The organism is Collinsella sp. AF37-9 (genome assembly GCF_003475115.1).
Classification (GTDB): domain Bacteria; phylum Actinomycetota; class Coriobacteriia; order Coriobacteriales; family Coriobacteriaceae; genus Collinsella.
Genome location: NZ_QROQ01000004.1, coordinates 18792 through 30895 on the forward strand (window position 1 = coordinate 18792; position 12104 = coordinate 30895).

Below are 12104 nucleotides of genomic sequence, written 5' to 3' on the forward strand. Positions count from 1 at the left end.
AAGGCTTTTGTGTATAAGAACGCATTTCGAAACAATTCTATGCAAGTTTGTTTCGTAATGAGCCGTTTAGGCGGTTTTTGCGCCCGTCCGGTTAAGAAAAGCTGCCAGATGCGTACACATCACGCAGCGCGCGGGCTTGGCGCTGGCGATCGGCCCAAACAACAGACCGAGTCCCCGATGGTTATCCTTGAGCGCGGCGACCATCTGACGGGTTCGAGGCGCCTCGAGCATATCACGCATGCGGGCGGAACGCTCGATTGACGACACCCCATGCGGGCTCAGACACAAATTCTCGATGCAGGCGACCAGTCCGGCAAAGTAGAACTTTTGGCTTGCCAGCTTGAGCCGACCACCGCTATCTGCTTCCGAGAGTGAGTCCGCAAGCTCGTCGAGCGCTCGAGTGTCATCGGATATCCTGGCATACATGGTGGGATCAAAGGCATCTGTAAGCTTAGGTGCCGCCGCGTGGAAACAAGCGTCGCCGCAGCCGGACACGAATCGTGCCTGCGAGAGCGCATAAGCCATAAACTCAACCGTACGGTACGCCTTGCCGCGCGACAGGCATGCCTCAAACAGCGGACGGCTATACATCACGCCAGAGGTCTGAGCGACTAGGCCGCCCAAAATCAACTGGGGCAGCCCAGTCACCATAGAAGACTCGTCTTCTATGGCAATAGAGGCAGCATCCAAGACGCGCGAATGACGCTCGCGATGCGCATCGTATCGATCGAGCGACACCGAGGGGAGCACAATGTCTGCCGCAGTATCGCACGCGATATCGACCATCTTGGAAAGGGCCTGCGGAGCAAACCACTCATCGGCGTTCATGGCGATGATTTGAGAGCCGCGCGAGGCATCAAAACCGGCACGAAGACAAGCGCCGCGCTTCGCGTCCTCGACGTCAATCAAATCAATATGGATGTCCCTGTCGGCAGCAACTTGAAGCGAATGGCGCACACCGGGCGCAGCATCGCGGCAGACAACGACAATCTGCAAATCGTAGAGGTCTTGGTTCTGGATACTCTCGAGCGCACGCATCGCATAGCTGGGCGAACCTTCTACCACAAGGATCACCGAAAGTCGCGGATGCGAACCACGTCGAACCAAATTATCCGTCCTCTCGACAGCAATGAATCAAACCGTGGTTCATGGTACACCCCGGCAATAAAAGCAATGAGACACCGGTTGCATTGCACGCCAAGAACAGATGTTGCACACGCGCAGCCCACAGATGACAGGTGTCGACGCACGACACGTCGAGCCCTCCCCTAGTCGAGCACGACAAGCTCGGCGGGATCGTAATCCACGCCCATAAACGCAAGGCCGCAGGCAGGAGCCGTGGGGCCCGCAGCGGTACGGTCGCAAGCATCGATAACCTCGCGCATCCACTCGGGTTCACGGCGATGCATGCCAATCTCGACAAGCGTGCCCACGATCGTACGGACCATCGAATGCAGAAACGCATTGCCCTCGATGGTAAACGTCAGGATGTCCTCGCCAAACGCAACCTCATGGCCAAATTCGGCACGAATCACGCAGCGATGCGTGGGCTTGCCAACGGCCGAGGCAACCTTGCAAAAGCTTTTAAAGTCCTGCTCGCCCAGCAGCGCGGGGCAGGCAGAAGACATAGCCTCAACATCCAAGGGATAGCGATGCCACCACACGGCACCGCGGGAAAGCACGGGGCGCGCATCGCGATCGGCAATACGGTATGTATACGTACGGGAATGCGCGTCAAAGCGTGCAGAAAAGCCTTTACGGGCCCTGTAGACCTCGTTTATGGCGATATCTTTGGGCAGCAGGGCATCCATGGCCCGCAGCCACCTACGGCGCGTCAGAGCGAGCTCAGCGTCCGTAACGGGCACGCTGATGTACTGAGCCACGGCATGCACGCCGGCATCGGTACGCCCCGCGCACGTCAGATCGATCGGGCGGCGAAGCAGCGTCTCGATGGCTCGACGTAGCTCACCAGCAACCGTCGTCTGTCCCGGCTGCTCGGCAAATCCGCTATACGACGAGCCATCATAGGCCACACGAAATACGAGTGTGGCGTCAAGCTCGGAAATCGAATTGAAATCAGACGGCGCAGTCATGGGCGCTCCCAACAAACAAGCAACGGTATCGCGACAAAAAAAGAGGGGTACGCGAACGTACCCCTCGAATATAGCCTATGCAGACGGAAAGTCTACTCAGCGGTCTCCTCAGCAGGAGCCTCCTCGACGGCCTCGACCTTCTTGGGAGCAGCGGCCTTCTTGGGGGCCGGAGCAGCCTTCTTGGCCTTAGGCGTGCAAGGCTCGGTGACGAGCTCCATGATAACGATGGGAGCGTTGTCGCCCTTGCGGTTGCCGAGCTTCATGATGCGGGTGTAACCGCCGTTGCGGTCCTGCCACATGCCCTGGGCAGCCTTGTCGAAGATCTCGGCAACGAGCTGCTTATCGCCGAGCTTGGCGATAGCCAGACGACGAGAGTGCAGGTCGCCCTTCTTGGCCCAAGTGATGATCGGGTCGACGACCGAACGCAGCGCCTTAGCGCGGGTCTCGGTGGTCTTGATGCGGTCGTTCTCGAAGAGGGCCTTGGCCAGGCTCTTCTTCATGGCCTTGGTGTGGCTCGCATCGGTGCCGAGCTTCAGGCCCTTCTTAACGTTGTGACGCATGGTCTAGTTTCTCCTCAAATATGCGAAGCATTAAGCCTTCAGGCTCAGGCCCATGGACTCAAGCTTGTCCTTCACTTCCTCGATCGACTTAACACCGAAGTTACGGATGTTAAGCAGATCGTTCTCCGAGAACTCAACGAGCTGACGGACCGAGTGAATGCTGGCGCGCTTAAGGCAGTTGTAGGAACGGACGGAAAGGTCCAGATCCTCGATCTGCTTGTCCAGCTCGGCGTTGTCGTTGGTGACCTCGGGAGCGAAGATCGAAGCCTCCTCCTCGACCTCGGGGGTCTCGGCAAGGTTCATAAAGGCAGCCATATGCTGGTTGATGATATTGGCAGCCTGGACCACGGCGTCGCGCGGAGCGATGGAGCCGTTGGTCTCGATCTCGAGGACAAGGCGGTCGTAGTCGGTGTGCTGACCGACACGGCAAGCCTCAACGAGCTTGGCGCAACGGGACACCGGCGAGTACAGCGAGTCGACGTGGATCACACCGATGGGATCGTTGTCGCGCTTGTTAGCCTCGCCAGAGACATAGCCGCGGCCATAGCCGATGCGCATGCTCATGGTGAGATGGCCACCCTCGGTAAGCGTAGCGATGTGCTGCTCGGGGTTGACCAGCTCAAACTCGGACGGAATAAAGAAGTCCGCACCGGTGACCTCGCAGGGGCCGTCAACAGAAATGGTGGCGGTCGCCTCGTCGGTCGTGCCGAGAGCCCTGAAGACAAGACCCTTGACATTCAGGACGATGTCGGTGACATCCTCGACCATGTTAGGGATGGTCATGAACTCGTGCTGTGCACCATCGATCTGAATAGCCTCGACGGCGGCACCCTCGAGCGAGGACAGAAGTACGCGACGAAGGGAGTTACCCAGCGTATCGCCGTAGCCACGCTCGAGCGGCTCGACGGAGACACGAGCAGACGTCTCGTTGATCTCTTCGACCTGAACCTGAGGCCTAATGAATTCTGACATGTATTACCTCCAGCCTCAGCAGCCCGGATGGACTACTTAGAGTAGAGCTCGACGATGAGCTGCTCGTTGATATCACCGCTGATCTGCTCACGCGTCGGCAGAGCGAGCACGTTACCAGACAGCTTCTCGATATCGACCTCGAGCCAGCCAGGGACCTCAAAGCGCTCGGAGGAAATCAGAGCCTCCTTGATGGGGAGGAGGTCACGGAACTTCTCGCCGACAGCGACGACGTCGCCGGCCTTGACGCGGTAGGACGGGATGTCCACGCGCTTGCCGTTCACGGTGAAGTGACCGTGACGGACGGACTGACGAGCCTCTTTGCGGGTGCGGGCGAAGCCAAGACGGAAGACGACGTTGTCGAGGCGAGACTCAAGGATGATCATGAGGTTCTCACCGGTGACGCCGTTCATCTTGCGGGCCTTGTTGAAGTACCCGTGGAACTGCTTCTCCAGAACGCCATAGATGAACTTGACCTTCTGCTTCTCGCGCAGCTGCATGCCGTACTCAGATTCCTTGCGACGGCGCTTGGGCTGACGGATAGATTCCTTCTTGCTGCTGTAACCGAGCTCAGCGGGATCGATCCCGAGCTGACGGCAGCGCTTAAGAACAGGAGTCCTGTCGATTGCCATATTGATACGATCCTTTCAGTTACACGCGGCGACGCTTCTTGGGGCGGCAGCCGTTGTGCGGAATGGGGGTCTTGTCCTGGATGCTCGAGACCTCGAGGCCAGCAGCCTGGAGGGAGCGAATGGCGGTCTCACGACCGGAGCCGGGGCCCTTGACGAAGACGGAAACCTTCTTCATACCGTGCTCCATGGCCTGCTTGGCAGCAGCCTCGGCAGCCATCTGGGCAGCGAACGGCGTGGACTTACGGGAGCCCTTGAAGCCCACCTGGCCAGCCGACTTCCAGGAAATGACGTTGCCCTGGGGATCGGTGATCGAAACGATCGTGTTGTTGAACGTAGAACGAATGTGAGCCTGGCCCACGGAAATGTTCTTACGGTCCGCGCGCTTCAGACGGGCAGCGCGAACGTTCTTCTTAGCAGTAGCCATCTATCTAGCGCTCCTTATTTCTTCTTCTTAGCACCGATCTGACGCTTCGGGCCCTTACGGGTACGAGCGTTAGTGTGGGTGCGCTGGCCGCGGACCGGGAGGCCCTTGCGGTGACGAAGGCCGCGGTTGCAGCCGATGTCCATAAGGCGCTTGACGTTCTGGTTGCGCTCACGGCGGAGGTCGCCCTCAACCATGATCTGGTTCTTATCGATATAATCACGGATGGCGTTAACCTCATCCTCGGTGAGGTCCTTAACGCGCGTATCCACGTTAACGTTGCACTCGACGCAGATCTTCGTCGCAGTGGTGCGGCCGATGCCGTAAATGTAGGTCAGACCGATCTCAACGCGCTTCTCACGCGGGAGGTCGACACCATTAATACGGGCCAACGTAGTCTCCTCTCTTAACCCTGACGCTGCTTATGACGGGGGTTCTCGCAAATGACGAGGACCTTGCCATGGCGCCTAATGATTTTGCACTTATCGCACATCTTCTTGACCGAAGGACGTACCTTCATCGTTCTTCCTTTCGGTAGCGCTCAAACTACTTCCCTACTATCTACTCGCCCAGCCGCAGGCGTTTAAAACTATGGCTGGTCTTCACACACAATCCGACCGTAGGTTGAGCTAAGCCTGCAGTCGGAAATGGAGTGCGCGTATCCGTGCCGCTATTTGTAGCGATAGGTGATGCGGCCGCGGGTCAGGTCGTACGGGGAAAGCTCCACGACAACCCTGTCACCGGGGAGAATACGGATGTAATTCATTCGGATCTTGCCAGAAATGTTGCACAGAACCGAATGACCGTTCTCGAGCTCGACCTTAAACATGGCATTGGGCAGCGGTTCCTTTACCGTACCCTCGAGCTCAATTGCGTCTTCCTTCTTCACAAGCAATCATCTTTCTCTAGAAAACGACAGCGATTGAGTATTCTACAACACGTATGCACGCATCGTAATAACTTCGTAATGGCTCCACAACTAAGTGGAACTTGTTACATTTCTCCGCCTTGGAGCGAACACCAAGCACCTTGGGCATCCGTGGTGATAATCACCGGACCGTCATTGGTAATGGCGACGGTGTTCTCGTAGTGTGCGGCGGGCAGGTGGTCGTTGGTCGTAACAATCCAACCGTCGGAGCCCGTGCTCACATGGTTGGAACCCATCGTAACCATCGGCTCGATGGCAATGACCATGCCGGCCTGGAGGCGAACGCCCCTCCCCTTCTTTCCATAGTTAGGAACGTTGGGGTCCTCGTGCATCACGCGGCCAATGCCATGGCCCACATAGTCACGAAGCACGCCGTAACCGTGAGACTCGGCGAGGGACTGAACGGCGTAACCAACATCCCCGATATGGTTACCGGGAACAGCCTGCTCGATGGCAGCCTTAAGGCAATCGCGCGTGACCTCGCACAGGGCCTTGGCCTCGGGCGTGGGTGTGCCGACAAAAAACGTCCAAGCGTTATCGCCAACCCAACCGTCGACAACGGCTCCCGTATCGATGGAGATGATATCGCCATCGCGCAGGATCATGTCGGGGTTGGGAATACCGTGGACCACGGCATCGTTAATCGATGCGCAAATGGTACCGGGGAACCCGCCGTAACCCTTAAAGGCCGGGGTGCCGCCATGCATACGGATAATCTGCTCCGCGAGCTGATCGAGCTCAAAGGTCGAAACACCAGGGCGCACCATGGCTCCAACGTGGCGGAGCGCCATCTTAGATAGCGCTCCTGCCTTCTTCATCTGCTCGATTTGCGTTGCAGACTTAATCTTGATCATAGACCGAGAGCCTCTTTGACATCCCCGTACACGGTCTCGCGAGCCTGGTCACCGTTGACCGACTTGAGCAGACCCTGGCCACGATAGTAGTCGACGAGCGGGCTCGTGGACTTCTCGTAGACGTCGAGACGGTTCTTGATGGTCTCGGGCTTGTCGTCGTCGCGCTGATACATCTCGCCGGCGCACTTGGGGCAGGTAGCATCGGCAGCGGTGCCGGTGTAACCGCAGGCGCGGCAAGTGCGACGCGAAGACAGACGAGCGATGATGACCTCGGGGGCCACGTCGACCAGAAGGGCGCAGTCGATCTCGCGACCCATGGCGGAGAGCTCGGAATCGAGCGTCACAGCCTGGGCGGTGTTGCGCGGGAAGCCGTCGAGGATGAAGCCCTGCTGGGCGTCATCGGCAGCAAGGCGCTCCTTGACAAGGTCGATCACGAGCTGGTCGGGAACGAGCTCGCCAGCGTCCATGTACTTCTTAGCCTGAATACCAAGCTCGGTGCCACCCTTGACGGCAGCACGCAGCAGGTCGCCCGTGGAAATGTGAGCGACGCCAAACTCGGCGACGAGCTCCTGTGCGACGGTGCCCTTACCGGCACCCGGAGCTCCGAGCAATACGAGGTTCATGAGCAATCCTCCTCTAGCCTATTTAAAGAATCCATCGTAATCATACATCTTGATCTGGCCTTCGAGCTTATCGACCGTGTCGAGCACGACGCCGACCATGATGAGGATGGACGTGCCGCCAAATGCCTGGATCAGATGGTTACCCGTGAAGGAGAAGATGATCGAAGGCACGATGGCGATGAGCGCCAAAAAGACAGCGCTGGGAAGCGTGATCTTGTTGAGCGCGTTCTTGATGTAGGCCGCGGTAGCCCTACCCGGACGGACGCCCGGAATAAAGCCACCCTGCTTCTTAAGGTTGTCGGCCGTGTCATCGGGGTTGAACACCATGGAGGTGTAGAAGTACGCGAAGAACACGATGAGGACAACGTTAAGCACCCAGTTGAGCCAACCGGTCGAAAGCGCAGAGGCAACTGCCTGAATCCAGCCGATGCCGGGGAAGAACACGGCAATCTGAGCCGGGAAGTACAGCAGCGCCGAGGCAAAGATGATCGGCACGACGCCCGCGGTGTTGACCTTGATGGGCAGGTAGGTGGTCTGGCCACCCATCATGCGACGGCCCACGACGCGCTTGGCATAGGAGACCGGGATGCGGCGCTGGCCGCGCTCAAGGAAAACAATCAGCGGGATAACCAGCAGGATGATGGCGCAGATGATCACCATGGTGATGATGCCACCGGCATTACCCTCGGTGCTGGAGAAGATAGCCTGCGGAAGGCCGGCCATGATGTTCGCAAAGATGATCAGCGACATGCCATTGCCAATACCGCGCTGGGTGATGAGCTCACCAATCCACATGATCAGCATAGCGCCTGCGGTGAGCGTACCGACGATCATGAGGTCGAAGATGATCTCGGGAGCGCCGGCGCCATTGAAGCTGATGCCGAAGCTCTTAAAGAGGAAGAGGTAACCCACGGAGTTGAGGATTGCCAGAGCCAGGGTGAGGTAACGCGAATACTGCGTAATCTTGGTCTGACCGACCTCGCCCTCGCGGGCAAGCTCATGCAGGGAAGGCACGACGGCCTGGAGCATCTGGAGGATAATCGAGCTCGTGATGTACGGCATGATGCCCAAAGAGAACACCGAGACATAGCTCAACGCGCCGCCAGAGAAAAGATTCAGGAGGGCCATAGCACCTGCGGCGACCGAATTGTTATCGGTCGAGAAAAGGCCCAGCATCCCCTGGAAGGGAATGCCGGGCACAGGAACGTGCGCACCAATGCGGTACACGACGAGCATAGCTATGGTAAAAAGAATCTTTTCGCGCAGTTCTTTGATGCGGAAAGCATTCTTAAGACCATTTAGCACGGCAGCTCGACCTTTCCGCCGGCGGCCTCGATCTTGGCCTGCGCAGAAGCGCTGACCTTGTCGACCTTGACCGTGAACTTCTTGGTGAGCTCACCATTGCCGAGCACCTTGACGGGCTCGAACTCGCTCTTGGTGATGCGAGCAGCCTTAAGAGCGGCACCGTCGATTACAGCGCCGTCCTCGAACTTACGCTCGAGACGCTCAACGTTGACAGCGGTGTACTCGATACGACGGGGGTTGCGGAAGCCCGGAAGCTTGGGCAGACGCATAGCCAGCGGAGTCTGGCCACCCTCGAAGCCGGCACCCTTGGTGCCGCCAGAGCGGGAACCCTGGCCCTTCTGGCCGCGGCCAGAAGTGGTGCCGTGACCCGAAGAATTGCCACGGCCGACGCGCTTGCGGTTCTTGGTGGAACCGGGCGCGGGAGTAAGATCGTGAAGCTGCATTTGCTACTCCTCTACAATCTCGACAAGGTGCTTGACCTTGAAGATCATGCCGCGGACGGACTCGTTGTCAGCAATCTCGCGAACCTCGCGGATCCTGTGGAGACCGAGGGCACGGACAGTACGGACCTGGTCCTGCTTGCAACCGTTGGTGCTGCGGACCTGCTTGATCTTGATGGTGTCAGCCATGCTTAGTTCTCCTTACCGACGAACATCTCGGAGACCGTCAGGCCACGGCGAGCCGCGACGTCCTCAGGGCTGGAGAGCTCCTTGAGGCCCTCGACGGCAGCCTTGATGATGTTAAGGCCGTTGTCGGTACCGAGGGACTTGGACAGGACGTTCTTGATGCCAGCAAGCTCGAAGAGGGGACGCACAGCGCCGCCGGCGATAACGCCGGTACCCTCGACAGCGGGCTTGATGATGATGCGGCCGGCACCAAAGTGACCGAGAACCTCGTGTGGGATGGTGCCCTCTTCGGTCACCGGCACGTGGAACATGTTCTTCTTGGCATCGAGAGACGCCTTGGAGATGGCCAGGGGCACCTCAGCGGACTTGCCCATGCCAACGCCGACGTTGCCCTTGCCGTCGCCAACGACGACGAGAGCGACGAGGCTCATGCGACGACCACCCTTGACGGTCTTCGACACGCGGTTGATGTAAACGACGCGCTCCTCGAACTCGGAGGCCTCGCGCTGCTGCTTCTGATTACGAGCCATGTGCTACATACCTCCTAGAACTCGAGACCGGCGGCACGAGCACCGTCGGCGAGGGCCTTGACGCGGCCATGGTAGATTCGGCCACCGCGATCGAAGGCGACCTTGGTGATGCCGGCCTCGATGGCGCGCTTGCCAACGAGCTGACCGACCTTCTCCGCAGCCTCCTTGTTCGAGGTGTGGGTGCCCTTGAACTCGGCCTCGAGGGTCGAGGCGGAGACGAGCGTCAGGCTGGAGCCCTTGCTGTCGTCGATGATCTGGGCATAGATGTTGGCGTTAGTACGGGTCACGCGAAGACGCGGACGCTCGGCGGTACCCGAGACCTTGCCGCGAACACGACGCTGACGACGCTTGAGGCCTTCCAGCTTCGCCTTATGCTTGTTCATACGTAAACTCCTAAAAAGGTTGATCTTGCCAGCACCTGACGGGGTGCTGGTCTTATGCGAGTGAGTCGGTTACGACTACTTGGCGGCCTTACCCAGCTTGCGGCGGATGTGCTCGCCAACGTAGTGGATACCCTTGCCCTTGTAAGGCTCGGGAGGACGATGGCCGCGGATCTCAGCGGCGATCTGACCGACCTGCTGCTTGTTGATACCCTTGACGTTCACGTGGGTGTTGTCGGGAACCTCGAAGGTGATGCCCTCGGGAGCCTCGACGATCACGGGGTGCGAGAAGCCCAGGGAGAACTCGAGGTTCTTGCCCTTCTGCTGCACGCGGTAACCGACGCCGGCGAGCTCGAGCTTCTTCTCGAAGCCCTCGGAAACGCCAACCACCATGTTGTGGATGAGGGCACGGGTGAGGCCGTGGCGGGCACGGGTCTCACGCTCGTCGTCGGGACGGGAAACGGTGAGGACGCTGTCCTCGACGTTGATAGCGAGCTTCTCAAAGACATCGAGCTCGAGCTGGCCCTTGGGGCCCTTGACGACAACGTTGTTGCCGTTGACTGCCACTTCGACTCCGGCGGGAATCTGGACAGGCTTATTACCGATACGAGACACGGTGATCTCCTTTCCTTCTACCTACCGAGCGAATTACCAGACGTAAGCGATGATCTCGCCGCCGACGTTGTGCTTGCGAGCATCGCGGTCGGTCATGACGCCATGGCTGGTGGAAATAATGGCGGTACCAAGGCCACCGCGGACGCGGGGCATGTCGGCAACGCCGGTGTACTTACGCAGGCCCGGCTTGGAAATGCGGCGGATGCCGTTGATGACCTTAGCCTTCTTGGGACCATACTTAAGCGTGATGTGCAGAGTCTTCTGGGGAACGGTGTCCTCGACATCGTAGCCCTCGATGTAGCCCTCCTCGTGCAGAACACGAGCGATCTCGACGAGCTTCTTGCTGCTCGGCATGGAGACCGTGGCCTTGTTCACAGAGTTAGCGTTACGGATGCGCGTAAGCATATCTGCGATCGGGTCTGTAAGGTTCATACAGATTCTCCTTCGTTCTTGATGAACACGTGCTCTTGGTTCTTCGCCGCCCTTAACGGCAAAGCCTTTTTAGCGCGTTTTCCCTGTTCCAAACTGATGCTTGAAACGCTGGTAGTGACTTACCAGCTGGCCTTCTTAACGCCGGGAAGCTCGCCCTTGAGTGCAAGCTCGCGGAAGCAGACACGGCACAGGCCGAACTTGCGGTACACAGAGTGCGGACGGCCGCAGCGCTGGCAGCGCGTGTACTCACGAGTAGAGAACTTCTGCTTGCGATTGCACTTGACGATCATCGATGTCTTAGCCACTTATATCCTCCTCACATAGAGTATTGTTCGCCCCAAGCGCCGCCCCCTTCTGGGAACGGCGCTCATAGGGCAGGTGAACCTATTTCTTGAACGGGAAACCGAAGGCGTCCAGAAGGGCCTTGGCCTCCTCATCGGTGTTGGCGGTGGTCACGAAAGTGATGTCCATACCACGCTGGTGATCGACGGAGTCGAAGTCGATCTCGGGGAAGATGAGCTGCTCGGTGACGCCCATGGAGAAGTTACCACGGCCGTCGAAGCTCTTGGCGGAGATGCCGCGGAAGTCGCGGATACGGGGGATCGCGACGGAGGTCAGACGATCGAAGAACTCCCACATACGGTCGCCACGCAGGGTAACCTTGCAGCCGATCGGCATACCAGCGCGCAGGCGGAAGGTAGCGATGGACTTGCGGGCACGGGTGATCATCGGCTGCTGACCGGTGATGGCGCGCAGGTCGCGCACGGCACCGTCGATGGCCTTGGAATCGGTAGCGGCCTCGCCGACACCCATGTTCACGACAATCTTCTCAAACTTGGGGATCATCATGACGTTCTCGTACTGGAACTTGTCCTGAAGCTGCTGCTTGACCTCGTTGTTGTACTTGGTCTTCAGACGTGGCACATACTTCTCTTCTGCCATTGTTCACTCCTTCTTGGGGTTTTAAGCACGGGGCGTGGCCACGGTGGGTTGTCCTCGTGCCTCCTGGCTGCATCCGCGCCGCTCATGGCATTTCGCGGTTTGGACTCGACGCAGCAGGAGCCGACAAAACAATCGGTACTATACGCGCATTGGGTGCGTATTTCCAGAAAAACCTCGTCTGCCTGCACAACTCC

Annotated in this window: 20 protein-coding genes; all 20 read right to left on the reverse strand. The window is 58.6% G+C overall.

Annotated elements, in window-relative coordinates:
* Nucleotides 1–66: 66 nt before the first annotated feature.
* The 20 genes from DW024_RS02115 to rplE all read right to left on the reverse strand — a co-directional run bounded on the left by DW024_RS02115 (nt 67) and on the right by rplE (nt 11910).
* A complete protein-coding gene (locus tag DW024_RS02115; RefSeq protein ID WP_128620365.1) occupies nt 67–1065 on the reverse strand; it encodes a glycosyltransferase in 999 nt (332 codons plus the stop codon).
* A gap of 203 nt (nt 1066–1268) precedes the next feature.
* A complete protein-coding gene (gene truA, locus DW024_RS02120) occupies nt 1269–2093 on the reverse strand; it encodes a tRNA pseudouridine(38-40) synthase TruA (RefSeq protein WP_118376876.1) in 825 nt (274 codons plus the stop codon).
* A 92-nt stretch (nt 2094–2185) separates the two neighbouring features.
* Nucleotides 2186–2653, reverse strand: a complete 468-nt coding sequence (gene rplQ, locus DW024_RS02125; RefSeq protein ID WP_006235277.1) for a 50S ribosomal protein L17 — start codon at nt 2651–2653, stop codon at nt 2186–2188.
* A gap of 30 nt (nt 2654–2683) precedes the next feature.
* Nucleotides 2684–3625: a DNA-directed RNA polymerase subunit alpha gene (locus DW024_RS02130; RefSeq protein ID WP_006235276.1), complete on the reverse strand. Its 942-nt coding sequence runs from the start codon at nt 3623–3625 to the stop codon at nt 2684–2686.
* 32 nt (nt 3626–3657) lie between these two features.
* The gene (rpsD, locus tag DW024_RS02135; RefSeq protein WP_006235275.1) at nt 3658–4254 is read right to left on the reverse strand and encodes a 30S ribosomal protein S4; all 597 of its coding nucleotides are present in this window, start codon (nt 4252–4254) and stop codon (nt 3658–3660) included.
* Nucleotides 4255–4273: 19 nt separating this feature from the next.
* Complete coding sequence (gene rpsK, locus DW024_RS02140) at nt 4274–4678, reverse strand: 30S ribosomal protein S11 (RefSeq protein WP_006235274.1); 405 nt, start codon at nt 4676–4678, stop codon at nt 4274–4276.
* 14 nt (nt 4679–4692) lie between these two features.
* A complete protein-coding gene (gene rpsM / locus DW024_RS02145; protein ID WP_022094275.1) occupies nt 4693–5067 on the reverse strand; it encodes a 30S ribosomal protein S13 in 375 nt (124 codons plus the stop codon).
* Nucleotides 5068–5081: 14 nt separating this feature from the next.
* Nucleotides 5082–5195, reverse strand: coding sequence for a 50S ribosomal protein L36 (gene rpmJ, locus DW024_RS02150; RefSeq protein ID WP_006363204.1), 114 nt, complete (start codon nt 5193–5195; stop codon nt 5082–5084).
* 150 nt (nt 5196–5345) lie between these two features.
* A complete protein-coding gene (gene infA / locus DW024_RS02155; protein ID WP_035137443.1) occupies nt 5346–5564 on the reverse strand; it encodes a translation initiation factor IF-1 in 219 nt (72 codons plus the stop codon).
* A 104-nt stretch (nt 5565–5668) separates the two neighbouring features.
* Entirely contained in the window at nt 5669–6457 is a 789-nt protein-coding gene (gene map, locus DW024_RS02160) for a type I methionyl aminopeptidase (protein ID WP_117564184.1), read from the reverse strand.
* Complete coding sequence (locus DW024_RS02165; protein ID WP_117564183.1) at nt 6454–7080, reverse strand: adenylate kinase; 627 nt, start codon at nt 7078–7080, stop codon at nt 6454–6456. The genes map and DW024_RS02165 overlap by 4 nt, the downstream gene beginning before the upstream one ends.
* A gap of 18 nt (nt 7081–7098) precedes the next feature.
* On the reverse strand, nt 7099–8385 hold the full coding sequence (gene secY, locus DW024_RS02170) for a preprotein translocase subunit SecY (protein WP_035137447.1): 1287 nt from the start codon (nt 8383–8385) through the stop codon (nt 7099–7101).
* The gene (gene rplO, locus DW024_RS02175; RefSeq protein ID WP_006235267.1) at nt 8379–8828 is read right to left on the reverse strand and encodes a 50S ribosomal protein L15; all 450 of its coding nucleotides are present in this window, start codon (nt 8826–8828) and stop codon (nt 8379–8381) included. The genes secY and rplO overlap by 7 nt, the downstream gene beginning before the upstream one ends.
* Before the next feature lie 3 nt (nt 8829–8831).
* Nucleotides 8832–9014: a 50S ribosomal protein L30 gene (rpmD, locus tag DW024_RS02180; protein ID WP_006235266.1), complete on the reverse strand. Its 183-nt coding sequence runs from the start codon at nt 9012–9014 to the stop codon at nt 8832–8834.
* 2 nt (nt 9015–9016) lie between these two features.
* Nucleotides 9017–9541 (reverse strand): 30S ribosomal protein S5, encoded by a 525-nt coding sequence (gene rpsE, locus DW024_RS02185; RefSeq protein WP_118270230.1) that lies wholly within the window; start codon nt 9539–9541, stop codon nt 9017–9019.
* 14 nt (nt 9542–9555) lie between these two features.
* Entirely contained in the window at nt 9556–9924 is a 369-nt protein-coding gene (rplR, locus tag DW024_RS02190; RefSeq protein WP_055252235.1) for a 50S ribosomal protein L18, read from the reverse strand.
* 75 nt (nt 9925–9999) lie between these two features.
* On the reverse strand, nt 10000–10536 hold the full coding sequence (gene rplF / locus DW024_RS02195) for a 50S ribosomal protein L6 (RefSeq protein ID WP_118266245.1): 537 nt from the start codon (nt 10534–10536) through the stop codon (nt 10000–10002).
* A 33-nt stretch (nt 10537–10569) separates the two neighbouring features.
* Nucleotides 10570–10968: a 30S ribosomal protein S8 gene (gene rpsH, locus DW024_RS02200; protein WP_006235262.1), complete on the reverse strand. Its 399-nt coding sequence runs from the start codon at nt 10966–10968 to the stop codon at nt 10570–10572.
* Nucleotides 10969–11087: 119 nt separating this feature from the next.
* Nucleotides 11088–11273: a type Z 30S ribosomal protein S14 gene (locus DW024_RS02205; RefSeq protein ID WP_022094280.1), complete on the reverse strand. Its 186-nt coding sequence runs from the start codon at nt 11271–11273 to the stop codon at nt 11088–11090.
* A gap of 79 nt (nt 11274–11352) precedes the next feature.
* The gene (gene rplE / locus DW024_RS02210) at nt 11353–11910 is read right to left on the reverse strand and encodes a 50S ribosomal protein L5 (RefSeq protein WP_006235260.1); all 558 of its coding nucleotides are present in this window, start codon (nt 11908–11910) and stop codon (nt 11353–11355) included.
* Between the last annotated feature and the right edge of the window lie 194 nt (nt 11911–12104).